24 protein-coding genes are annotated in these 24424 nt (G+C 49.2%); 19 read left to right on the plus strand and 5 right to left on the minus strand.

All coding sequences use genetic code 11. From position 1 onward, the window contains the following. The first annotated feature begins 258 nt into the window (after nucleotides 1-258). The 5 genes from K3G39_RS16540 to K3G39_RS16560 all read left to right on the plus strand — a co-directional run bounded on the left by K3G39_RS16540 (nucleotide 259) and on the right by K3G39_RS16560 (nucleotide 5630). Nucleotides 259-1260 carry a sugar phosphate nucleotidyltransferase gene (locus tag K3G39_RS16540; protein ID WP_220627289.1) on the plus strand — a complete coding sequence of 334 codons (1002 nt, stop codon included), beginning with the start codon at nucleotides 259-261 and terminating at the stop codon, nucleotides 1258-1260. An 81-nt stretch (nucleotides 1261-1341) separates the two neighbouring features. After that, on the plus strand, nucleotides 1342-3540 hold the full coding sequence (locus tag K3G39_RS16545; RefSeq protein WP_220627290.1) for a prolyl oligopeptidase family protein: 2199 nt from the start codon (nucleotides 1342-1344) through the stop codon (nucleotides 3538-3540). 142 nt (nucleotides 3541-3682) lie between these two features. Beyond that, nucleotides 3683-4153 carry a DUF5362 family protein gene (locus K3G39_RS16550; protein ID WP_220627291.1) on the plus strand — a complete coding sequence of 157 codons (471 nt, stop codon included), beginning with the start codon at nucleotides 3683-3685 and terminating at the stop codon, nucleotides 4151-4153. 119 nt (nucleotides 4154-4272) lie between these two features. Further along, entirely contained in the window at nucleotides 4273-5016 is a 744-nt protein-coding gene (locus tag K3G39_RS16555) for an acyl-[acyl-carrier-protein] thioesterase (RefSeq protein ID WP_220627292.1), read from the plus strand. A gap of 140 nt (nucleotides 5017-5156) precedes the next feature. Next, complete coding sequence (locus K3G39_RS16560) at nucleotides 5157-5630, plus strand: GNAT family N-acetyltransferase (protein WP_220627293.1); 474 nt, start codon at nucleotides 5157-5159, stop codon at nucleotides 5628-5630. A gap of 96 nt (nucleotides 5631-5726) precedes the next feature. On the opposite strand, the gene K3G39_RS16565 is transcribed toward K3G39_RS16560, so the two are convergent. After that, nucleotides 5727-6053: a DUF4286 family protein gene (locus K3G39_RS16565; RefSeq protein ID WP_220627294.1), complete on the minus strand. Its 327-nt coding sequence runs from the start codon at nucleotides 6051-6053 to the stop codon at nucleotides 5727-5729. 49 nt (nucleotides 6054-6102) lie between these two features. Between K3G39_RS16565 and K3G39_RS16570 the strand changes: the two genes are divergently transcribed. Then, complete coding sequence (locus K3G39_RS16570; protein WP_255594430.1) at nucleotides 6103-6738, plus strand: YdeI/OmpD-associated family protein; 636 nt, start codon at nucleotides 6103-6105, stop codon at nucleotides 6736-6738. A gap of 137 nt (nucleotides 6739-6875) precedes the next feature. Here K3G39_RS16570 and K3G39_RS16575 read toward each other — a convergent pair whose 3' ends face one another. From K3G39_RS16575 to K3G39_RS16585, 3 genes are all read right to left on the minus strand, one after another. Then, nucleotides 6876-7442: a hypothetical protein gene (locus K3G39_RS16575; protein ID WP_220627295.1), complete on the minus strand. Its 567-nt coding sequence runs from the start codon at nucleotides 7440-7442 to the stop codon at nucleotides 6876-6878. Nucleotides 7443-7702: 260 nt separating this feature from the next. Continuing rightward, the gene (locus K3G39_RS16580) at nucleotides 7703-8272 is read right to left on the minus strand and encodes a hypothetical protein (protein ID WP_220627296.1); all 570 of its coding nucleotides are present in this window, start codon (nucleotides 8270-8272) and stop codon (nucleotides 7703-7705) included. Between the two features lie 50 nt (nucleotides 8273-8322). Next, nucleotides 8323-10671 carry a TonB-dependent receptor gene (locus tag K3G39_RS16585; protein WP_220627297.1) on the minus strand — a complete coding sequence of 783 codons (2349 nt, stop codon included), beginning with the start codon at nucleotides 10669-10671 and terminating at the stop codon, nucleotides 8323-8325. Nucleotides 10672-10962: 291 nt separating this feature from the next. Here K3G39_RS16585 and K3G39_RS16590 point away from each other — a divergent pair, with 291 nt between their 5' ends. From K3G39_RS16590 to K3G39_RS16605, 4 genes are all read left to right on the plus strand, one after another. Further along, nucleotides 10963-11238, plus strand: a complete 276-nt coding sequence (locus K3G39_RS16590) for a hypothetical protein (RefSeq protein WP_220627298.1) — start codon at nucleotides 10963-10965, stop codon at nucleotides 11236-11238. Between the two features lie 307 nt (nucleotides 11239-11545). Continuing rightward, nucleotides 11546-13369: a molecular chaperone HtpG gene (gene htpG, locus K3G39_RS16595; protein ID WP_220627299.1), complete on the plus strand. Its 1824-nt coding sequence runs from the start codon at nucleotides 11546-11548 to the stop codon at nucleotides 13367-13369. A 229-nt stretch (nucleotides 13370-13598) separates the two neighbouring features. Next, nucleotides 13599-14501 (plus strand): toxin-antitoxin system YwqK family antitoxin, encoded by a 903-nt coding sequence (locus K3G39_RS16600; RefSeq protein WP_220627300.1) that lies wholly within the window; start codon nucleotides 13599-13601, stop codon nucleotides 14499-14501. A gap of 59 nt (nucleotides 14502-14560) precedes the next feature. Next, entirely contained in the window at nucleotides 14561-14854 is a 294-nt protein-coding gene (locus K3G39_RS16605; RefSeq protein ID WP_220627301.1) for a hypothetical protein, read from the plus strand. 50 nt (nucleotides 14855-14904) lie between these two features. Here the strand turns inward: K3G39_RS16605 and K3G39_RS16610 are convergent, their stop codons facing one another. After that, a complete protein-coding gene (locus K3G39_RS16610; RefSeq protein ID WP_220627302.1) occupies nucleotides 14905-15264 on the minus strand; it encodes a YraN family protein in 360 nt (119 codons plus the stop codon). A 171-nt stretch (nucleotides 15265-15435) separates the two neighbouring features. Here K3G39_RS16610 and lipB point away from each other — a divergent pair, with 171 nt between their 5' ends. From lipB to gldN, 9 genes are all read left to right on the plus strand, one after another. Continuing rightward, the gene (gene lipB / locus K3G39_RS16615) at nucleotides 15436-16152 is read left to right on the plus strand and encodes a lipoyl(octanoyl) transferase LipB (RefSeq protein ID WP_220627303.1); all 717 of its coding nucleotides are present in this window, start codon (nucleotides 15436-15438) and stop codon (nucleotides 16150-16152) included. Continuing rightward, nucleotides 16153-16557 carry a hypothetical protein gene (locus tag K3G39_RS16620; RefSeq protein ID WP_220627304.1) on the plus strand — a complete coding sequence of 135 codons (405 nt, stop codon included), beginning with the start codon at nucleotides 16153-16155 and terminating at the stop codon, nucleotides 16555-16557. It begins immediately after the preceding gene. A 31-nt stretch (nucleotides 16558-16588) separates the two neighbouring features. Continuing rightward, a complete protein-coding gene (locus tag K3G39_RS16625; protein WP_370627273.1) occupies nucleotides 16589-17755 on the plus strand; it encodes a DUF4271 domain-containing protein in 1167 nt (388 codons plus the stop codon). A 60-nt stretch (nucleotides 17756-17815) separates the two neighbouring features. Continuing rightward, nucleotides 17816-18607 carry a uroporphyrinogen-III synthase gene (locus K3G39_RS16630; protein WP_220627305.1) on the plus strand — a complete coding sequence of 264 codons (792 nt, stop codon included), beginning with the start codon at nucleotides 17816-17818 and terminating at the stop codon, nucleotides 18605-18607. Nucleotides 18608-18750: 143 nt separating this feature from the next. Beyond that, entirely contained in the window at nucleotides 18751-19710 is a 960-nt protein-coding gene (locus tag K3G39_RS16635) for a type IX secretion system membrane protein PorP/SprF (RefSeq protein ID WP_220627306.1), read from the plus strand. Between the two features lie 225 nt (nucleotides 19711-19935). Continuing rightward, complete coding sequence (locus tag K3G39_RS16640) at nucleotides 19936-20955, plus strand: SUMF1/EgtB/PvdO family nonheme iron enzyme (protein ID WP_220627307.1); 1020 nt, start codon at nucleotides 19936-19938, stop codon at nucleotides 20953-20955. A gap of 73 nt (nucleotides 20956-21028) precedes the next feature. Further along, nucleotides 21029-21829, plus strand: coding sequence for a gliding motility protein GldL (gene gldL / locus K3G39_RS16645; RefSeq protein WP_220627308.1), 801 nt, complete (start codon nucleotides 21029-21031; stop codon nucleotides 21827-21829). 51 nt (nucleotides 21830-21880) lie between these two features. Then, nucleotides 21881-23479 carry a gliding motility protein GldM gene (gene gldM, locus K3G39_RS16650; protein ID WP_220627309.1) on the plus strand — a complete coding sequence of 533 codons (1599 nt, stop codon included), beginning with the start codon at nucleotides 21881-21883 and terminating at the stop codon, nucleotides 23477-23479. A 25-nt stretch (nucleotides 23480-23504) separates the two neighbouring features. After that, entirely contained in the window at nucleotides 23505-24362 is an 858-nt protein-coding gene (gene gldN / locus K3G39_RS16655) for a gliding motility protein GldN (protein WP_220627310.1), read from the plus strand. Nucleotides 24363-24424: the final 62 nt, after the last annotated feature.

Raw genomic sequence — 24424 nt, forward strand, 5'->3', positions numbered from 1 at the left:
ATAGAAGAACGAAATGAGAAACAAGTAAAAATCCACTGGAGCTTCACAGTCAAGGAGGCCAGGGAAAAGATGGCTTCTCAGTATGCTAAAGTGATACCTAATGACTAAATTGACTGTGTACTAGTACTGTAACTCCTTGTAATAGCAGCCCTATACCCGCTCCAACAACTATTTCCGTCTAAATTTACCCCACATTTCCTCCTCTTTATCCACTAAATCCTGACGAAAAATTACTATATTGCTGCAAATGTGTAGTATATGAAAGTCGTTATTCCTGTTGCTGGTGTTGGTTCTAAACTCCGTCCGCACACACATACCCAGCCCAAATCGCTGGTGCCGGTGGCGGATAATACGATACTGGGCCACATTGTAGAGCGGCTCATACAGGCAGGTATACAGGACTATGTGTTTATCATTGGCTACCTCGGCGACAAGGTGGAAAACTACGTCCGGCAAAAATACCCTGAGATCAGGGCACAGTTTATAGTACAGGAGCCCCGCGAAGGTCTGGGGCACGCCCTCTGGATTGCCCGCGAAACCTACCGTCACGAAGAGAGTGTGCTCATTATGCTCGGCGACAACATTGTAGAAGCCGATTTGCCCGCCATCATCGCCTCTCCTAAATCGGTGTTGGGTGTGAAGAAAGTGGCAAAGCCTTCGCTGTTTGGCGTAACGGAAGTCGGCAACGACGAATACATAGTGAAACTGGTGGAGAAGCCGAAGATTCCGAAATCGAACTTTGCGCTGGTGGGGCTCTACAAGATCATGAATCCTGAAAAGCTGGTTAGTTCACTCGAATATATCATCACCGAAGGTATACACACCCACAACGAGTACCACCTCACCGATGCGCTCATGCACATGATCCGGCAGGGCGAGAAAATGGTGACCTGGAACGTGGACAACTGGTTTGACTGCGGTCGCAAAGAAACCCTACTTGAGGCCAATGCCAAAATTCTGAGCCGACCCCGCTTTCGGGATATTGATTACTCAAAAGAGTATCCGGGCAACATCATTATTCCGCCGGTGAGCATTGGCGCCAACTGCAACATCACAAACTCCATCATCGGCCCTAATGTGGCCATCGGCGAACATGCTACCATTTCACGTACCTCGCTGAGCAACTCAATTATAGGGGCCTACTCCGAGCTGCAGAACGCCGTGATGCACGATTCTATTATCGGATCCGATGCCAGCTTCAAGGGCCTTAGCCACAGCCTCAACATCGGCGACAGCACGGAAATCAATTTTGCGCAATAGCTCGTAGCTGTAAGTTCTGCAGCGAATTTTTTATCTTTAATCCTTGTTAAAACGAATAGTCCCAAACGATCATACAGCCACATGAAAAAAACAACTGTCCTTTTGCTGGCAGGCGGTCTGACTGCCGTATCGGCCTGCAAATCATCCCAAACCGAGAATACCGCCACTGGCATGAATTCTGAAACTACAACAACGGCGCCTGTAGCTGCCGCCGAATCCCAACTCACTTACCCTGAAACCAAGAAAGTAGACCACTCCGATGATTACTTCGGCACCAAAGTGGCTGACCCGTACCGCTGGCTCGAAACTCACAACGAAGAAGTAGACCAGTGGGTAGAGGCACAGAACAAAGTGACCTTCGATTACCTGGACGGCATTGAGTTCCGTGACCAGATCAAGGAGCGTTTGACCAAAATCTGGAATTATCCGAAGTATGGTGCCCCGTTTAAAAAAGGCGGTAAGTACTATTTCTACAAAAACGACGGCCTGCAGAACCAGAGCGTGCTCTACGTGCAGAACACCCTGGAGAGCGAGGCGAAAGTATTCCTCGACCCAAACAAATTCTCTAACGACGGTACGGTAGCTCTCACGGCCTTGGCTTTCGACAAAGATGCCAAATATGTAGCCTACGGCACCTCAAGCGGCGGCTCTGACTGGAATACGTACGAAATAATAGAAGTGGCCACCGGCAAGAAACTCGACGACAAAGTGGAGTGGGTGAAATTCTCCGGCCCGAGCTGGCACCAAGACGGCTTCTTTTACAGTCGCTACGATGCCCCAACCGAAGGCAACAAGCTGGCCAACAAGAACGAGTATCACAAGGTATATTACCACAAAATAGGCACGCCGCAGAGCCAGGACAAGCTGGTATACGAAGATAAAACCAAGCCGCTCCGCAACTACTACGGCCAGACCACAGACGACGAGCGCTTCCTGATCCTGAACGCGTCGGAAGGAGCCGCTGGCGCCAATGCCCTGTACTATCGCGATCTGACGGATCCGAAATCTACTATCAAGCCCATCATCGACAGCTTTGAGTCAGAGTACAGTGTGGTGGACAACGTAGGCGACAAGCTGCTGGTGCGCACCAACAAAAATGCCCCGCGCTACTGTTTAGTGCTCATCGATCCGAAAAAGCCACAGGAGCAGAACTGGAAAATAGTGGTGCCGCAAAACGAAAACGTGATGACCGGTGTGTCGCTGGTAGGAGGCCGCATCATTGCCTCATACATGAAAGACGCTTCCAGCGAAGTGGTCGTATTCGACACCAACGGCAAGCAACTGAACAAAGTAGAGCTGCCGGCTATTGGTACAGTGGGTGGTTTTAGCGGCGAGAAAGACGATAAAGAGACATTCTTCACGTTTACGTCCTTCACTTACCCGCCAACCATTTACCACTATGATGTGCCAAACAATAAGGTAACGTTATTCCGCAAAACGGAAGTAGATGTGGACACCGAAGCCTATGAAACCAAGCAGGTGTTCTATACCTCGAAAGACGGTACTAAAGTGCCGATGTTCATTGTGCACAAAAAAGGCCTGGAGCTGAACGGCAACAACCCGACATACCTGTACGCTTACGGTGGTTTCAACATTTCGCTTACGCCAAGCTTTAGCATCGCCAACATGCTGTGGCTTGAGAATGGTGGCGTGTACGCGATGCCAAACCTGCGCGGTGGCGGTGAGTACGGCGAAGACTGGCACAAAGCGGGTATGACGCCAAACAAGCAAAATGTGTTCGACGACTTTATTGCTGCAGCCGAGTACCTGATCGACAGCAAGTATACTTCCAGCGAAAAACTGGCTGTGGGCGGTGGCTCAAACGGTGGCTTGCTGGTAGGTGCCTTTATGACACAGCGCCCGGAACTGGCGAAAGTAGCTGTACCTGCGGTGGGTGTAATGGACATGCTGCGCTTCCACAAGTTTACCATCGGTTGGGCGTGGGTACCCGAGTACGGTTCTGCTGACGACGAAGCACAGTTCAAAAACCTGTATACCTTCTCGCCGCTGCATAACATTAAGGAAGGTGTGAAATACCCTGCCACACTGGTGAAAACTGCGGACCACGACGACCGAGTAGTGCCAGCGCACTCGTTCAAGTTCATCTCCGAGCTGCAGGATAAAGGCGCTCCTGGCAACCCATACCTAATCCGCATTGATGTGCGTGCAGGTCACGGTGCCGGTAAGCCAACTTCTCTGGTTATTCAGGAGTGGGCCGATACCTGGGCGTTCCTTTACAAGAACATGGGCGTGAACCCGTATGCCAAGCAGCAGCCCTAACAGGTATAGCTGATAATTGAAGTAAAAAAGGCCAGTACTGCAGCGATGCGGTGCTGGCCTTTTTTTAGATTGAGGCTTTAGTGTTATTTGATTTATATTAGTATTTTTTATATTTATTTAATCAACTTGAAGCCTTAACAATATGGAAGCAGAACTTTACAACGAGCAACCCTTGGGAATGCAACTTAACCCGGACTCCAGAGATTTTTTGAGCGCAGCAGCCCAATGGGGCAGGTTCTTGTCTATTGTCGGCTTCGTCATTTTAGGCTTTGTCGGATTGGCAGGATTATTCATGTCTGCTATTTTTTTCGGAGGTATAGGAAATGTTTCTGGTGGAAATTTCCTGAACAGTGCCACAGCAGGTATAGGTGTAGGACTTTTCTATTTTCTGGGAGCATTGCTGTACTTCATTCCTATCCTATACTTATACAAGTTTTCTTCCCACATGCGGACAGGTCTTAGCACAAATAACAAGGAGATGATTTCGAAGTCCTTTAGGAACCTGAAGTCGCTCTTCAAATTCATGGGTATCCTGACTATTATTATGTTGGTGATCTATGCGCTGGGGCTTCTTTTTATGCCATTCGGTGCTTTTGTGGGTGCCTTCTTTTAGATTATAAACGTTCTGAGAATGATAGCACATTGGGCAACCGATGTGCTTTTTTTATACCTATACCTGAAAGCCCAAGCCCGATTCCTGCGTACCTTGTAACACGAACCAAACCACACGCTATGAAATCAGTGACAGGCCAAAGCAACTTTACCATACGCTCCACCGAAACAGATATGAACGGTCAGGCGACCTTACCGGCGCTGGTCGGTTACATGCAGGAAGCCGCCTGGGACAACACCGCCACCATGGGCATATCGATGTATGAGTTGCTGGAGCGCGGCCTCACCTGGATATTGCAGCGCATGCGCGTCGAAATGTTCCGCTACCCGAAGCACCGCGAAAAGATTACCGTCGAAACCTGGGCTTCGGGGCGTGAGCGCGTGTTCCTGCACCGCGATTTCAGGGTATACGGCCCCGCCCGCGAGCTGCTGGGGCAGGTGACCAGCGTATGGCTGGTAATGGATGTGGTGAAGCGCCAACTTGTATCGGTGCCCGATTTTATCACGGCCATAGAAGTAGTGCCGGGTCAGGAGCCGCTGCCTTTTGCCAAGGGCAAGTTACCGCCACTGGAGCAGGTCAGGTATGAGCAGCAAATGCCTGTGCGCTGGCACGACATCGACCTCAACCGCCACGTTACCAACACGCGCTACCTCCAATGGGTCCTTGAAACGCTGCCGGTAGAAATGCTCGAAAAGCTGCAGCTAAGCGAAATTGATATTATCTTTAAAGCCGAAAGTACTCTGGGCGACACCGTTGCAGCTACTGCCGGACCAGTTGAAGAACCCGGTATTTTCCTGCACAAACTCACCAGCACCGAAACAGGCAAAGAACTGGTGCAAGCCAGAACTAAGTTTGGAAGTTGAAGCGTTTGAGAAAATTGTGAAAGTAGCAAGCCTGCAGGTATACCTGTAGGGACAGGTCGCGACCTGACTAAATCGTGCACGGAAAACAAATCAATCAGCTACCTATTTAGCCTTCAAATAATCCGCAATAAACCATCAATATGCTAAACATCAGAAAAGGAACCATAGACGACCTGCCGCAGGTGCACGCACTGATACAAGAGCTGGCCGTGTACGAAAAAGCGCCGGACGAAGTGACCAACACCGTTCTGGACATGCATCGGGACGGGTTTGGGGAAAATCCGATTTTTAAATTCTTTGTGGCCGAGACCAATCAGGGTATAGTAGGTATAGCGCTTTACTATATCGCCTATTCCACGTGGAAAGGTAAAATGCTTTTTCTAGAGGACCTGGTGGTGACCGAGCCCCTGCGTCGAAGCGGTATCGGCAAAATGCTGTTCAATGCCGTCGCCCGCGAAGCCAAAGAAATTGGTGCCAAACGCATGAAATGGCAAGTGTTGGACTGGAACGAGCCGGCTATCGCGTTCTATAAAAAGATAGGCGCCAACCTGGATGGCGAATGGATCAACTGCAACTTCAACGAAGAACAAATCAAGGGATTCAGCGCCGACTAGGGTATGAGTCTCAGCTATACATTAGCTTAACATCTATACGCAAACAAGCCCGTGCTATACCTTAGCACGGGCTTGTTTGCTGTTAAGGTATAATCCTTACTGGTCCTTTTCTACATCTCTGCCAACAATTTCCAGCAAAGAACGGAAGGCAACAAACTTTTCCGGATAACGCGCATGTACCTTGGCCTGCAAGGCGGGCGCATGATCGCGCTGGTATTCTTCCAGGTCCTCCAGGTTGCGGCAGGTATACTGCACGGCATAGGTGGCACCGCCATTATCTTCTTCGTGCAGCAGGCGGGCAATCTGGTTGTTCAGGAAAAAGCCGGTGGCCATCACCTCCGGTATATGCGTGCTCTTCATCCAGTCCAGCCACTCTTCGGCCACGCTGTTGTCGATGTTGATGGTTACGTTGTATATAATCATACTCAAAATTACGATTTTTCTTTTAGCTTAGTGCTCAAACAGGTATACGATGATGCAGGACATAGCCAAAAAGTTAAATTTGAAGTCAGGGTGGCAGGTGCTGGTGCTCAATGCGCAGGCAGGTATAGCAGAGGGCCTAACGGCACAAGGTATAGACGTACACAGTACACCTGCTGTAGGTATAGCCTATGATGCGGTGCAGGTGTTTGCCACCGATAGCCGCGAGCTCAACTACTACGTGCCGCTTGCTGTGCCTTCGCTCAAACGAAATGGGCTGCTTTGGGTAGCCTATCCCAAAAAATCGTCAGGTATAAAATCGGATCTGAACCGCGATAACGGTTGGGAAGCGGTATCAGGTTTAGGCTACGCTGCGGTCAGGCAGGTGGCGATAGACGATACTTGGTCTTCGCTGCGGTTTAAGCATAAGTCTGAACGAAGTGCGCCATCGAAGTTTGGGGTTGATGCACCAGGTATAGACCGCAAGAACAGAACAGTGGAAATACCGCAGGATCTGCGCGAAGCTTTGGAATCGGCAGGTTTGCTGGAGACATTTGAGAAGCTGGCCTTTACGCACCGCAAAGAACACGTGCTGGCCATACAGGAAGCCAAACGACCTGAAACCCGTGCCAACCGCATCGGTAAAACCATCGAAATGCTATTTGGCCAGCAGTTGCTTGACCGCTGATACAGGTATAGGCGGGTTGACCAAAAAGAGGCAGATTCTGTATTCAGGGCAGCCAGCAGGTATAGCAGATACAAAAGCAAAAGACCGCAGCAGGGTATACCTGTTGCGGTCTTTTTTATGATTTCTAAAGAAGGTGCTTAATTCGCCACGATCACATTAAAACTAACGTCGATGTCGGTTTCGCCATTTGTGGTGTTCGTGCCGGTTTTGATATTGCCTGGCTGATGCTTGAGCAAAACTCTCAGCTTGCCGTTGCCTATACCTGCTCCGGTTGTCACAGTTGACTCCAGACCGACAGGAAGGTTGTTCTGGTCCATGTCGGTAATGGTGACAACCACGGTCGCATCGCTGCCTGCCTCCGGCGTGAAGGTATACACAAGCAGGTGCTCGTCACGCTCGTTTTGGATTTCTGCTGTCATGTCGGCAACAGGGTTCTTGCTTTCGTCGGTCATGGTGACTACAGCCGTGTACTCTGTGCCTGGCCGCAATGTGAGCGGTGCATTCTGTACCGGCGAGCCGGTTAAGGTGCTGATGGTAGCTTCTGTGTCCTGGCCTTTCCCGGTTGGGGTCAGCGAAAGCGTCACAGCTGTAATTACCTCCTGCTCATCCTCCGGACCTGGCTCTTCATCGTCTTTACAGGAAGTGAAGGCAAGCAGGCTGCCCATCAGCAGAAAAGCAAGGTATGGTCTAAGTAGTTTGTTCATGCAGGTATAGTTTCATAATGATACTGGCTGTCGGTCAAGGTATAAATATAGCGTTTTATTCAGAAGATGGCACGCTGCAAGGGCTTCGGCATTTGAATGCTACTGATCAGGCTGATTTACGGCAGGCACGAGCGTGTAGTTACTAACGGTATGGCCGTCAAAAAAGTCTGTTTTTCGAAGCTCATTTACCGGTATATAGGGAGTTAATGAAAAAGGGGCACCGACTGGCGCCCCTTTTATGTTATACAGCTAGCTGCTTATTACTGAACTTTGGTGTCAAACGTGATATCTACGTCAGACTCGCCGGTATTCTCGTTGCTCGTGCTGCTCTTGGTGCCCGGCTGGTGCTTAAGTATAATGCGCATTTTGCCTGTTCCGGCCGCAGTAGTTGTCGCCGTCGTTTCCAGCCCGATCGGGAGGCCGTTCGCATCCTTATCAGTTTTAGAAATGTCAACCAGGTCCTGCGGTGTCACCAGATAGAAAATCTCATGGGCTATTCCCTCTTCACGAATTTCGGAGGTCAGGTCGTGTGCATGGTGGTGATCGCCGTGTGCCTCTTCAGATGCAAAAGTCAGGGAGCCGGTATACGTAGTGTTGGCGCTGAGCACCAGTGCGTCTATCTCAGGAGCGTTTCCGCCTGGTCCGTCTAAATCTTCCCAGGTGGCAGTAACTGCTTCACCACCAGTGGAAGGCGTAAGCGTCAGGGTCACGGTCGTTACTACATCGTGCTCGTGGTCCGGCTCAGGTTCCTCTTCATCTTTACAGGCCGAAAATGTAAGTAAGCTTCCCATTAGCAAAAAAGCGAGGTATGGTCTGAATGATTTCTTCATGATAATAAACTGTTTTAGGTTTAATTAATTGAATTCTTTAATTGATGTGACTACAGCGGAAGCTTGATGCGAAACATGATCATGCGGCCCATCTCGTCGGCAAAATACCGGAGACGGTTCTGATAATCGCGGTAACTGGTGTTGAGCAGGTTGCTGCCCACTATACCTAGCTCCACCTGTTGCTTCCCGAACTGCAGTTGCGTGCCCGCCTCGGCGTGCAACAGGAAATACGCATCAGGTGCAGCTAAAACAGGATCAGACTGCGCATCAGAACGGTCCTGACGACCTACATACAACCCTCCGAGCGCCAGGTAGCTGTCGGAGAGCTTGGAAGCACTCCTGTTCTCGAAGCTGTAGCGGAGGGTATTGTCAGTACGGCCAGGCGTAATAAACGGCAGATAACTGTCTGTTTCCCTGTTCTTAGCATATACCAGCGACGTTTTGTTGTTCAGCGTCAGCCGGTTGGTCAGGGCGTAGTCGAAGTTAAGGTCTGCTCCCCAGAACCGGGCATCGGCCTGCAGGTAGTCGGCCTGCAGGTAGGCGCCGCCTATGCCCAGCGCATAATCTGGAGCTATCTGCAGGTAAATATAATTGTTAATGGTGTTGTAATAGAGACTAAGCTCCCCGTTCAGCCGGGGGTTAGAATGGTAATTGAGGATGGCCATGGTGTTCACGGCGTCTTCCGACACCAGCTCTGGGTTGCCGCGCTCAAAAGAAGCCGCGCTGTTGTGCAGCCCGTTGGCAAACAACTCATAAGCATGCGGTGCACGGGAGGCGTAGCCCACGTTGGCACTCAGCGTGACGTGGTAGCCCAGGTCGTACAGTGCGCCGAAGCTTCCGGAAAAGTTATGAAACGTGTATGACGGGCGCAGCACACCCTCTGTACGGTTCCACCGCTTAATGTCGAGCGATTTATTGTCGTAGCGGATGCCAGCCTCCAGCTGCAGATTATCCTTTCGCCATTTCTCTGAGATAAAGGCACCGATCGTGGTATTGATAAAGTATGGCAACAGGGGCCTGGTATTGGCAGCATAGGTATTATTCTGCCAGATAGTAGAAACTCCCATGCTCCCGGAGATATTTGCAACCGGCTTGTGCTCCCATACCAGCTCGGTAGTATGTGTCTGCAGGTCCAGGTCCAGCTGTGGACGGTCGCCGGTGTTGCGGTGCCTGTCATACTCTTGTCGCACGTTCTGCTGCAGCCCGTAGGTGAACTGCAGCTCACCGGCCTCACCTGTCTGGTAAAAAGCCTTAGCCTTGAGCAGGTGGTGTGTCACGTCTTGGTAAGGGCGGGCAATGGTATAGGTAAAGCTGCCCGTCTCCTCCGGCCGCTCCCGCCCGATGGCGTTTGCCAGATCCGTCAGGTTACCGATATGCGCCGACGACAGAAAGCCCAGCTTGGTGTGGAAGTAACTGTAGTACAGCTCTGCCCCTAAGCGCTGCCGCTTATAGCCCAGTGTAGCTGCCAGGTTTTGTTCTTCAAAGCCTGTGTTGTCTAAATTATACTTGGAAGCCTGCGCACTGCCTGCTTTCTTAACAGAGGTATGAAGGCGCCAACTCAGCGGCAACTTCCGAGGCCTGCCCTCTGCCATGCCGGCCACCGTGCCCATGCGGTTGTTGGTACTGCCTATCAGGGCGAGTTCACCGCTTATACCTGCAGAGTCCGGTAACGGACTAGGCTCTACCAGCACAATGCCACCAATGGCATCGGAGCCGTAGCGTACACCTGCCGCACCCTTGATCACCCGCATCTGCTGGGCATTCAGCGGGTCAATTTCCGGTGCATGTTCATTGCCCCACTGCTGCGATTCGTGCCGCACACCATTGTTCATGATCACCACGCGGTTACCGAAAAGGCCATGTATAACAGGCTTGGAAACGGTAGGGCCTGTTTGTACAGAGCTTACTCCCGTCAGCTTCTTCAGCGACTCGCCCAGCGAAAGCCCGCGGGTTTCCGCTAGTTCGCGCCCCTGGAGCGTTTCGGTTGCCTGCGCCTGCTCCTGCAGGCGGCTTCCGGTGATCTCTACAGCTTCCAGCTGCTGCGCATCGATGTGCAGGGTCAGGTTTCGCACGGTAGAGGTCGTCATCCGAAGCGAAGGCCGTTCCGTTACATAGCCGATGTAGGTCACCTTTAAGGTATAGCTGCCGCGGCACAGGTGGTGAAAATGGTAGTTGCCGTATTCATCCGACAACGTGCCCCGCTGCAGCTCCTCTATATAAATAGTGGCACCGATCAGTGGCTCCCGGGTGTCGTGGTCCAGCACCTTGCCCGAGAGGGTCATGCCGCAGTCTTGTTCCGAATTGTCGCCGTCCAGGTATAGCTGCTCCTGCGCCACTGCCAGGGGAGCAATCAGGAGTAGCTGCCACAACAGCAGGAAAATGAATTTAGATCTGAACACAGAATGTTTAGAATTTAGGTATAAGGTATGGACTACAGCGTCCCTCTAACCCGTCGGCTGAAAAAAACCGCAGGTATAGGTATAGCTATTTTGCCAGGAAAATAAACAGGATACCAGCAGGTAGTACTCATCACCGTACCAGGGCAGCAGGTATGCAAAACTGATAAACCAGTCTAAACACAGGTATCGGGAGAGGCGACACGGCGTAAGACCGGAAAAAAAGCGAAAGGTTTAGCCGAGTGCGGGCGGGCCGCGAAGTTTGAGGCGGGCAAATGAATCAAAAGCTGCGTAATGGACATACCGTACAGCATGCTCTGGCAGCGCAACAGGCGCCCTGAAGGTATAGACTGTGGTGGCGCTTTGATAGGGCGCTCCAAACAGATCCTCGACCGGACAGTGGTTGTGCTTTTTCTCGACATGCGCGTTTTTCTGATCGCCTGGGTGGCTATGCGCCGTGTGGGCATGGCTGTGCAGGCTGAGCAGCAACTGGTCCGGCACCATGGCGCGCGTGAACAGCAGCAGCAGAAAAAGGGCGATATATGTCGTGAACCGGTACACCTAAAGTAAGGCTATAAAACAAAGATAATCGTTTTTCACCATTGTTGTATCAACAATTAAACATTTCGCTTGCTCAGGTCCAATCTCTTGGCAAATCGATCAGCGAAATCATGCCAAAACAACAAGTTTTATACCTGTGTGCTCCTTAACGCAGAAGGTATAGCGGATGTTTTCTGACAACCTGTCACAAACGGGCCGGTTCTATACCTGTGGAACAGGATTTGAAAGCGCTTGGGCAGGAATTCCCTTGTCCTTTTCACAGGCATCGGTTTCACAGACATCACTTATTAAAAGATAGATTTTAAAAGTATAGCACATGGAAGAAAGAGGTAATATTTCGATTCACACCGAAAACATTTTCCCGATCATTAAGAAGTTCCTTTACTCCGACCACGAGATTTTTCTGCGTGAGCTCGTGAGTAATGCCGTGGACGCCACCCAGAAAATGAAGCGCCTGTCCTCCATTGGCGAGTACAAAGGCGATTTGGGCGAGCTGAAAGTGGTCGTGAAAGTGGACAAAGATGCCCGTACCATCACCATTTCGGACAACGGTATCGGTATGACGGCTGAGGAGATCAAGAAGTACATCAACCAAATCGCCTTTTCGGGTGCCACTGAGTTTGTGGAGCGCTACAAAGACGCCGGTGAGCAGAACCAGATCATCGGTCAGTTCGGTCTGGGCTTCTACTCTGCCTTTATGGTAGCTGATCGTGTCGAGATCATTACTAAATCGTACAGAGAAGGCACGGAAGCGGCTCATTGGACTTGCGACGGGAGCACCGAGTTTGCCATAGCGCCAGCGCACAAAGAAGACCAAGGTTCCAACGTGATACTGAACGTAGCTTCTGATTCGGAGGAGTTTTTGGAGACGGCCCGCATTCGTACTATTCTTGACAAATATTGCAAGTTCCTGCCGGTGCCGGTGGAATTCGAAGGAGAGATCATCAATAACCCGAACCCGATCTGGACGAAACAGCCATCAGAACTGACAGACGAGGACTATAAGAACTTCTACAAAGAGCTATACCCATTCTCAGAGGCTCCGCTTTTTTGGATTCACCTGAATGTGGACTATCCGTTCAACCTGACAGGTATACTCTACTTCCCTAAGCTCAAAAACGACTTCGAGATACAGCGCAACAAGATCCAGCTCTACTCGCGCCAGGTGTTCATCACCGACGAAGTGAAGGACGTGGTGCCGGAGTTCCTGATGCTGCTGCACGGTGTGATCGACTCGCCGGACATTCCGCTGAACGTGAGCCGCTCGTTCCTGCAGGCCGACTCCAACGTGAAAAAGATCAACACTTACATCACTAAAAAGGTAGCCGACAAGCTGAACGATATCTTCAAGAAGGACAGAGCCACGTTCGAGACCAACTGGGAAGACATCAATGTGTTCATCAAGTACGGCATGCTGAGTGACGACAAGTTCTATGAAAAAGCCAAGGACTTCGTGCTGCTGCAGAACACCGAAGGCAAATACTATACCTTAGAGGAGTACAAGGCATTGACGCAGGCCAATCAAACCGACAAGAATGATCAGTTGGTGATGCTCTATACCACCGACGCCGATAAGCAACACGCCTTCGTTGAAGCCGCGCAAAACCGCGCTTACGACGTGCTCAAGCTTGACTCTGTGATAGACAGCCACTTTATCGGCATGCTGGAGCAGAAACTTGAGAAGACCTCACTGAAGCGTGTAGACTCTGAAACGATCGGCAAACTGATCGAGAAAGATGAAACCAAGGAGAGTGTGCTGAATGATACCGAGAAGGAGGACTTGAAGAAGATATACGAAACGGCAATCAACAACCAGAACATGCAGGTGGAAGTAGCGCCAATGGCCCCGGACGATGCGCCAGTGATCATTACCTTGCCGGAATTTATGCGCCGCATGAAGGATATGAGCAAGAGCGGCGGTGGCGGTATGATGTTCATGGGCAACATGCCGGACACCTACAACGTGACCATCAACGCGAACCACAGCATCAACCAGCGCATCCTGAAAGCGAAAGATGACAACAAGGAGCGCATTGCCCGTCAGGCCTTTGACCTAGCCCTGTTGTCGCAGAACATGCTTTCCGGCTCGGCTCTCACTGCCTTCGTGAAGCGCAGCGTGGACCTGATCGACAAAGAATAACAGTACTTTCCATAATTGAACCTAACAGTAAAAAGCGGTACCCGGCTGGGTGTCGCTTTTTGTTTTGGACGACATTCGGTGAACTAAGGCGCCGGGCTTAAAGTTATAGGGACTATACCTGGCAGACCGGTAGTTGGCAGGTATATGATTTATCTGCATATTTACGTTACCTTAAACAAGGTATAGCTTTTTAGAAACAACAGAAGCGCATTTATCTGAACGAAAACATATGAGGCACACGCTCTATCTTGTCGGGTTTGTTTTGTCTGTGGTGCTGGGCGTTGCGGCCTGCAAGCCCACGGCTTACAACAGCGATTACAACCTGAGCCGGGCTGCCGAAAAGCAGAGTGCCAAATCCGAAACCATCGCTCTGGCCGATACCGCCAAACCTTCTGTGCAAATAGGTGACTCCCTAGCAAACGTGGAGGATAAGCAACCCAAAAAGCGCAAGAAGAAAGCCGACAAGCGTTACTTTATGGGTGACAGAGTGGCCCGTGGCTTTGTGAAGACAGGTGGTCGTGGCCCTCGTGAAGTAATCGAATCCTTCAGCTACTTGGCCGAGTTTCAGCAGCCAGACCCTTATGCTCCTGAAAAATACTACTACGATACCAAGCGTCGCAAACTCTACAAAAGCCGCGGCGAACTGGATCCGGAGCAGCACAAAGTATTGCATGGCCCTTACAAAAAAGAGCAGGGTGGTGAAGTAGTCGAAGAAGGCTATTTCTATGTGGGTACCAAACACCTGCGCTGGGAACGCTACAACCGCGATGGGATACTGCTGGCAAAGGAGCATTTCGAGAAAGGCTACCTGCGCGATGCCGTGGTGAAGTATTATGAGGGCACCAAAAAGATAAAAGAAGTGATACCCTATGCCTATGGCGAAGTGCAGGGGACTTATTACCGCTTTTATGAAAACGGACAGCTCGAGTGGATGGGACAGTACCAGAAAGGCCGTAAAGTGGGCCTTTGGGTAAAGCACTTCGACTTCAGGGCACGCCGCCAGTTCGAGTACCAATACCCCAAAACACCTTATGAGCCGCAGGCAGAGCCAGTCCTGGTGAAGCAATACGACAGACACGGTACCCTCATTTTCGAGAAAGACAAACTGGACAAGCGGGCTTCGAGCCGTTAAGGTATAGGTATAGCCTACTGCCACTATAAAGCAATCTAACTAATTTACTCGGCTACCTCATGTCAATATTCGACGAGAATAGAGTTGATAAGGCTATCAGTGAGCATCTGAAGACATGGTGGACAGATGAGACTAAGCAGGAGATTAAGGTGCAATATGGCATTGATATACTGAATCAAATAATCTCAATTTACGACTTTGCAAGCCAATCAGAGTTTTGGCTGCCGCTAGAGCTTAATGACACTTATAACCAAACTACAGAAAGATTAAAGAAACAATACCCGTTTTTGTCTGATGGCCCTGTAAGAAGAGTTGCAAATATGGCTGCGTATAGCTTGGACGTAAGTACGTAGTATCTGCGCTGTGAAACTTCAGCAGGGGCGCTAGATGAAATGTTGTCGTATCAATGAAAGGCGTCCTCAATGTGGAACAGTTCCGGCGGTTTGCTCATCGTAATGGCAATAATATCGAAGCGAATGTCTTCCTGCCAACCTGTTTTTACAATATAAGCATCCGCCGCGTTGAGGATCATGCGTTGCTTGCGTCGGTTCACAAACTCCTCCAGATAACCAAACTCGTCGTTGGTTCGGGTTTTCACTTCTACAAACACTAACACATCATTTTGGCGGGCAATAATGTCGATCTCGGCTTTGCCCATGCGCAGGTTGCGTTGCAAAATGCGATAATCTTTTTGGTGCAGCAGGTCGCAGGCCAGGTCTTCGCCGTTGGCGCCGGTAGAAAGGTGTGGTGCTTGCGGTGTCATCCTAAGAGCTTTAAACTTGTAAGGGCGGCAGCTGGTTTTATAACGGCAGCCGGAGTAGTTGTTTGCGTATGCCCGCAAGCGGCCGTATCTTTGTTGAAAACTAGAGGTATAGAGTACCGGCAGGCATCATAGCTAGCCCTGAGCTATACCTTGAAAGGAGGGAGAAAAGACGTGTCACAGAACAAGACCATACAATTTGAGCATTTGGGGCTGATCGACTACAAAGAGGCTTGGGATTATCAGGACAAACTCTTTACAGGTATACTGGATATGAAGTCCCGCAACCGGAATGCTGCTCCCGAAGCGCAGGAGGTGACGCCAAACTACCTGCTTTTCTGCTCGCACCCGCACGTCTATACTTTGGGTAAAAGCGGTCACGAGTCTAACCTGCTTATTAATGAGGAGGGACTCAAGGCTAAAGGTGCTACTTTCTACAAGATCAATCGTGGCGGCGACATCACCTACCACGGACCGGGACAAATTGTAGGTTACCCGATTCTGGACCTGGACAACTTCTTTACCGACATACACAAGTACCTGCGTTTTCTGGAAGAGGCGATCATCCTGACTTTGAAAGATTACGGGATAGAAGCGGGCCGTATACCTGGCCTCACCGGCGTATGGCTGGACCATGTGGAGCAGAAGAGTCCGCGCAAGATCTGCGCCATGGGCGTGAAGTGCAGCCGCTGGGTGACCATGCACGGCTTTGCCTTCAACATCAACACCGACTTAGATTATTTTAACAACATCGTACCCTGCGGCATTACCGACAAGCAGGTAACATCGCTGGCAAAAGAGCTGGGCCGCGAATTGCCGATGGCAGAAGTAGAGGAAAAACTCCTGGGCCACCTGGCAACTCTTTTTGAGGCAAGCATTACAAAAGATTAAATGAAGAAGGACATTGATTTCACCCCGGTTCAGGGTGTGGCCGTGGCCATTGCCTTCACGGGCGAGTCGCCGGAGGAGCGCATCTGGAACGTATACCTGATCAACAACAATAGTGAGACCCTCGAAAATGTGTTTGTCACATCCAAGGGCTATGGCACTATAGAAGACGAAGAAGTAAAAACCTCCGTGCTGCGACACATGTTTGAGCGTGTGGAGGCCAAAAGCTTTGTGCAGGTAGAGGTGATCGATCCGTCGGTTTTCAAGCTCAACAACGAGTTCTGGGTGAGTTATTACATCGACGGCAAGATCTATGACAAGCGCTTTGTTTTCGTGCCTGACTCGATCACCGATGAGCACCTCATCGACATCAGCATGCTGCAAATGCAGGGTGTGCTGCATTCTTAAGGTATAGCTTCTCAAATTTTTCACCCTGACCGTGAATTTCACAAACCGCATAAGGTATAGCTTCGGGCTGATGCTATTGCTTTTGGTGCTGACCTGGCCGCTACAGGCACAGGTGCTGCCGCTGGAGCAGAAGAACACCCTGAATGGCAACTGGCAGGTATACGATGCCGGCTCCAGCGACCTGGTGCCCTATGCCATAACCCTGCACGGCGGCTACAGTGCGGTGCATCAATGGGTGACTATGGCGCCTGCCAAAACTTTTGTGATTGAGTTTACGGCCCAGAAAGACCTGTGTCTGTTCCTGAACAATCAGCTCATCTTCACGGCAGACTCTACTTCTACCTATACCTTCGACCTGTCCACGTGGAACAATCGGGTGAAACCGGTGAATGGGCGCTACCTCTTGTCGGTATGGCATCCGTCGCAACACCCCAACATTGGTTCTTTCCGAAACCGGGTGCAGACAGAACGAGCCGACAGCGAAACGATGCAAGGGAGTTTCTCAGTGCGGCTGCGGGAATATGTCAACCAGAATGCTTTCATTATCTTCATGCTGCTGATTGGGCTGCTGTACGGGGGGCTTAAAACCACTTTTCCTTCTGATTTTCAGGCAGTGTTTGGGGCACAGTCCTTCTGGCGCACCAGGTCGCTGGATGAAGGCATCCTGACCAAGCCACTCAGCACCTGGTCAGGTGTGCTGTTTATCGTTGCCTTTTCTATGTCCATGGCGCTGCTCATTGCGGCTATCCATACCAATGTGCAGCATGTGCGCATCTTCAACCGCCTTTTTCCGGTGTCAGAGTCCGATATTACGACCAAGATCTTGTTCTATACCTTTGTGATCTTTGCGGTTATCCTGCTAAAGTACCTTTTCCTGAAAGTGATGGGTTATATCTTCGGATTGGAGCAGATTGTGCAGGTTCAATTCAGTGAGTTTCTGCGTTCTCTGTTGTTTTTGGGCCTTTTCCTGCCGGTGGTTATGCTGCTATACCTTTCGCTCAATCACGTGGCTCCAGACACGGTGCTCACGGTTTCGAGCATGGCGGTGCTATTGCTGCTGGTAATCACGATTATTCGTGTGTTTGTGACAGTAAATAAGCAGGCATCTGTGATAAATTTGCATTTATTTTCTTACCTTTGCGCCACAGAAGTGATACCGTTGACCATCATGTTGAAATTTATTGTGTTTAACTTTTAAAAACACAAAATCAACGGTTTCGGCAGAAGCTAATATTATAAAAACAGACTTCCATACTCTATGGCTGACAGTAAAGAAAAGGCTTGGGCAAATCCTGAAAGACACAGTATTCCGATCAGGAGTATTCTCGTAACGCAACCACAGCCTACTACCGACAACTCTCCTTATCTCTCTATTGCAGACAAATACGGGATTAAGGTAGATTTCAGGGCGTTTATCGAGGTAGAGCCTGTTTCCTACAAAGAATTCCGCAAAGACAAAGTGGATATCCTGTCGCATACGGCTGTGATCTTTACAAGCCGCAATGCCGTGGACCATTTTTTCAGAATTTGCCAGGAAAGTAAAATAGAGATGCCAGCGGATATGAAGTACTTCTGTATTTCGGACCAGACGGCTTACTACCTCCAGAAATACATCACCCTGCGCAAGCGCAAGTTATTTGTAGGCGAGAAAACAGCCAAGGATCTGTTTGAGGTGATCAAGAAGCACAAGAACGAAACATTCCTGTACCCTTGCTCCAACATCCGCAAAGACGATATTCCGGGCTTCCTGAAAACGAATAAGATCAAGCATACGGAGGCTATCATTTACAAAACAGTAGAAGCCGACCTGTCGGATCTGGATGATGTAACTTACGACTGCATCGCTTTCTTCAGCCCGTCAGGTATAAGTTCGCTGTTTATCAACTTCCCTAACTTTAAGCAGAACAACACCCGCATAGCGGCTTTTGGCCCAACCACAGCCAAAGCAGTGCGCGATGCCGGGCTGGAACTTGATATAGAGGCGCCGATGCCAAATGCCCCTTCCATGACGGGAGCCATTGAGGTATACATCCAGAACCAGAAAAAGTAAACGAGGCCGGATAAAACAGTAAAACGCAAAAGCAAGTAGAATCAACCATCTGCTTGCTTTTGCGTTTTACTGTTTAATATATATATTTGGTTCAACGCTGGCTTTTAAACATCCAGTTAACGTTTGCTTAGCTGCAACATTCTATGAAAAAGATTATACCTGCCGTTTTGCTGCTGTTTTTCTGCCACCTGGACTCCTGGGCGCAGCAACAGCCTCAATTTACCCATTACGGATTCAACGGCATGTATATCAGCCCGGCTTATGCAGGTATAACCAACCGCCCGGAAATACAATCTATCTACCGTTACCAGTGGCTGAACTACGATGCCTCTTTTGATGATGGCGGTTCGCCGCGCACGCTGCTCCTGACAGCGCATGCCCCGGTGCGTATTTTAAAGGGCGGTTTAGGTATAACGCTCATGCAGGATCAGATTGCCAACACCCGCATACAGCAGGCAGCCATTTCCTACTCTTTTCACCTGAATGTGGGCGAGGGCAAACTGGGCATCGGTTTGCAGGGCAATATAAATAATATAAGAAAGGGCAGCTACCGCTTTATCGACGAGGGTGACCCGAATATTCCTTTCAACAGTTCAGACTCTAAATTCGACATGGGAGCTGGCCTCTGGTATGAGTCAGAGCTTTTTTATGCAGGTGCCGGTGTGACCAATTTGCTGGGCTCGAGCTACCAGTTCATGAACGTAGATAACACAGGAAGTGGCCGTGTAGTAGGCGAGAACCACCTATACCTGACAGGGGGCTACCACCTGCCACTGACAAACCAGTTAGTGCTTACCCCAACTGCCCTCTTAAAGCATGATACAGAGACATTTTCGTTTGATGCAGGAGCCCGTATAACATTTGATGAAAAATATTGGGGCGGATTGAATTTTCGGCATCAAGAAGCTGTTAGTGCGCTTGTGGGTATAGCGATGTTGCAGGACAACGCGCTGCGGGTAGGATATGCATTAGATCTCACAACATTTAATAAAGAGGCCAAGGCCCCAACATCACATGAAGTGATGGTTTCCTATCGATTACCTGAGCCAGTTGTTCGGTTCAGGCCGCCAGTGCGAACCCCTCGCTATAATTTCACTAAATAAATATCTGTGATATTGTATTTATCACCGAAAAGCTGTATTCTTGAAAAAATACAGTTAAAATAATTTGTATATGGTATAATAATCTTGATATTGTACCGTTTGAAAATTATTAATAAGTGAGAATTTTAATTGTTTTTGTTTTATTTCTAATTCTCAATATATTTGCTACACCAGAAATAGTGTGCATAAATCATTGCTAAAAAATTTACTTTTTCCAAAGTCATCATGAACAAACTATTAAAGCTGTCTTCCTTCGCTTTGGCGGTGGTACTGCTTGCGAGTTGTGGGTTAAGAAGAGGACCGCAAGGCGACCTAGTGGGCGCAGAGGATCGACCAGACTACAATCCACAGGCTGTACCTTACGGCATGGTTGCCTGTCCGGGCGGAACTTTCCACATGGGCCAGGCAGATCAGGATATTGCGGCAACTATGGCAAACCTGAATAAGCAGGTTACAATAGGCGGCTTCTATATGGACGAAACCGAGATTACCAACAACGAGTACCGTCAGTTTATTGAAGTAATGGTCAATGACTCGATCGATATTCTGGGTGAAGATTTTGTGATGACGAGCCTGTATCCTGATACAACAGTTTGGGTGCGTGACTTCACTTACCACATGGGCGATCCCTTGATGGAGTACTATTTCTCTCACCCTGCATTTGACGAATATCCGGTGGTGGGTGTGAACTGGTTTGCGGCTAAATATTTCTCTGACTGGAGAACGAAGCATAAGAACCAGGCCAATGCTGATAACGGCATGGCGCCAATGCCAAAATTCCGTCTGCCATCTGAGGCTGAATGGGAATATGCAGCAAGGGGCGGCCGCGATATGGCGACTTACCCATGGGGTGGTCCATACCTGCGCAACGCAAAGGGCTGTCTGCTGGCTAACTTTAAGCCAGGCCGTGGTGACTACTACAGCGATGGCTTTACCTATACGGCTCCGGTAGCCCAGTTCTTCCCGAACGACTTTGGCCTGTACGATATGGCCGGTAACGTAGCTGAGTGGACAGAAGATGCCTACGCTGATGCTACTGTTCCGATTACCTGGGACTTGAACCCTGTTTACTATGATGATAACGAGCCTCGCAAAGTTGTAAGAGGCGGTTCTTGGAAAGATATTGCATACTTCCTCGAAACAGGTACCCGTAACTTCGAATATCAGGACTCAGCCAGATCATACGTTGGCTTCCGTAACGCCATGATTTACCTCGGACGTTCTTCGGGCAGAGAGTTCAGATAAGCAGAAGTATCCTAACAGTTAAAAACTAAACAATTTAATACCCAATCGTTCACATTTAATTTTTGAAAACAAAATGAGCAAAGCTAGAGGTCGCAGTTTCTTGTACGACGTGTTGATGCCCAAAATCTATGGTCTTGGTGCCGCAGTCGTAATTATCGGAGCATTGTTTAAAATTCAGCACTGGGCAGGTGCCGACATCATGCTGATCGTAGGTCTTGGTACAGAGGCCGTAATCTTCGCGCTGAGTGCCTTCCAGCCACAGCCACATGATCCGGATTGGGCAAGAGTATACCCACAACTGGCCGATGACTATTCAGGTGAGGCACTTATCCCAACAACAGCCTCAAACAACAACACTTCTGTTACTAAGGAGCTTGACAAAATGATGCGTGACGCTGACATTACGCCAGCCACAATCAACACACTGGGTCTTGGCCTGAACAGACTAAGCGAAACAGCTGCACAAATGGCAGATTTAAGCCAGGCAACAGCTGCTACTAATGAGTATGGCGTACGTGTGAAAGCTGCCGGTGACGAGCTGGGCCGCATTACAGAAGCTTACTCCGCAACAGCAGACGCACTGTCGAAAATGGCAGTTGCTACAGGCGATGCACAAGAGTATCATACACAAGTACAGGGCATGACAAGAAACTTAGGTGCTTTGAATGCTGTTTATGAAATGGAGCTTCAGGACGCTAATACGCACCTGAAAGCAATGAACAAGTTCTACGGAAACCTGAGCATGGCCATGGAAAACCTGACCGATGCCAGCAAAGACACGGAGCAGTTCAAGCAAGAGGTTTCTAAACTGACGCATAACCTACACTCACTGAACACAGTGTATGGTAACATGCTGACAGCTATGAAAGGCTAATTGCGCATCATTTCCTAAATCAACAAGAAAACAACAGTAACTAAGTAGAAAATGGCTGGAGGAAAAGAGACACCACGGCAGAAGATGATCGGTATGATGTACCTAGTACTGACCGCACTTCTCGCCCTGCAAGTGAACTCTGCTATCCTGTTAAAGTTTCAGTTTATTGATGAAAGTCTCAGGGACGTCAACGATAAAACTTTAAAGGATAACAGCGGAGTTGTAACGAATATTAAATCCAAGGTCAGCGAAGGCGGTAACCGAGACAAAGACAAAACTGTTTTGGAAAGTGCCAATGCTGTTAGAAAAGAGACAGGAGAACTGGTAGAATATATCCGTGGACTTCGTAACACACTGATTGAAAAAACAGGTGGTGAGAACGAAGAGAAGACCGGATATGCAAACCCAAGTGCTGAAGATCTGGTTGCAATAACTATGATCGGACCTGCGAGCGCTAAAAATGGTGCAGCTTATGACTTGGAGCAGCGTTTGAACAACTATGCAAAGTTCATGAAGCAGTTCAACCCAAACATGCCAGACATCCTGGCTCGTGATGGTAAAACTGACCCAATGGCTTCCAAGGATCGTAGCCAGCGTAATAAAGACTTTGCTCAGTTGAACTTCGAGGCTACCCCACTGGTAGCAGCGCTTGCAACGCTTTCTCAGAAAGAAGCAGAGATTCTGAAGTATGAAGCAGATGCCCTGCAGAACCTTGCTCAGAAAGTAGGCGCAGACATCATCAAGTTCGAAAAGATCTTTGCGATGGCACGTGCTGAGTCTAAGACAGTAGCTGCTGGTACCAAGTATAAGGCTGATATGTTTATCGCCGCTTCTTCTGATGCTATTACCCCAAAAATGACATTCCAGGGTAAGCCGATCAATGTTGTAGATGGTAAAGGTATAATTGAATTTACTGCTGCTGCCAACAACTATGATGCTGACGGTAACTCAAAGCAGACTTGGAAGGGGCAAGTGATCATCGACAAAAACGGTGAGCAGGAAGTACTAGACGTAACAGAAGAGTACATCGTAGCGAAGCCAGTTATCCAAGTTCAGTCAGCAGCAGTTCAGGCGCTATACCTGGGTTGTGCGAACGAACTGAACGTACAGGTTCCTGCGCTGGGTGCCGTATATGATCCTAGCTTCTCAGCAGCAGGTGGTTCGGCCATCAAAGGTGCTAAGAAAGGTCAGGTTACGATTATCCCAACTACTACTGAAGTGAAGCTTAACGTAAGCAGCGGTGGTAACGCAATTGGTACAGAGACCTTCAAAGTTCGTCCGGTGCCAAGACCATCGCTACAAACTGTAGTGAACGGCAGACCAGTAGATCAGAAAAGAGGTTTACCGGCTCAGGGCATCAGATCGGTTGAGATACAGGCGATCGCTGACGAAGGATTCAAGCAATTTTTGCCTAACGAAGCACGTTATAGAGTAACGAAGTGGAGAGCATTCCTGGTTAGAGGTTCAAATCCGGTAGACCAGGCTGAATTTTCAAGCCCAACTGGTGACTTAACCCGTTTTGCAGCAAAAGCTGGAAAAGGCGACAGAGTAACCATCGAGGTACTGGAAGTGAAGCGTCTGAACTACCAGGGATCGCCAGTAGATGCGAAACCAACAGGCGACGGTATCTTCACTATCCCACTTAACTAATTAAGATTAGAAGCTTACAAGGAGTATGAAACTTATCAAAGTAATAGGTGTAGCAGCTGGTATGATGCTCTCTTACGGAGCAGTAGCACAGCAAGTGTCTACCACGCAGTCCAGTAATCCATCAGCAAGACCTATTCCGGAGTCTGATGTATTGTTTAAGAAAACGGTTTGGCGTAAGATCGACTTGCGCGAAAAACAAAACAGACCCTTGTTTTCTGAAAACAGAGAGATCACCAAAGTATTGATCGATGCTGTAAAAAGCGGCGAGTTGGTGGCCTACAAGACAGACTCTGTAAATGTACCGTTGACCAGAGAAGAATTCCTCGCAAACATGACCGGCAAAGATATGGGTGGTGGTTTGACAGAAGAGGAAATTGCAGCTGGTTTTGGTCAGGAAGAGGAAGAAGAGGATGCCTGGGGTGCTGCCCTTGGTACAACTGCTACGCAAGATGCAGCTCCTGTAAGCAATGAATTTTTCGCAAAGCAGCTTTACCTGCTTGAGCTGAAGGAGAACGTAGTATTCGATAAGAAGCGTTCTCGCATGTACCACGATATTCAGACGATCAGTATTAAAGTTCCTGCAACGCTTAACCCACTGGGTTTTGAGCAGACAGTAGGTAGCTTTAAGATGAGCGATTTGGTGAAGGTTTTCAGAAATAACCCTGAAACCGCTATCTGGTACAACGCTCAGAACGATGCCCAGCACAAGAACCTGGCTGATGCATTCGATCTGTGGCTGTTTAGCTCATACATTACCAAAATATCTAACCCGAACGACAGAGCACTGGGAGATATCTATGGTGGTGGTAAAAAAGGCCTGTTAGCCGCTCAGGAAGCGCTTGAAGCGTTGATCGAGTACGAGTACAGCCTGTGGAGCTACTAATTGCAAGACAATCATAAAAAGGGGAGATCTGAAAAGATCTCCCCTTTTTTATTTAGAGCTAT

Source organism: Pontibacter sp. HSC-14F20, assembly GCF_019599265.1.
GTDB lineage: Bacteria > Bacteroidota > Bacteroidia > Cytophagales > Hymenobacteraceae > Pontibacter.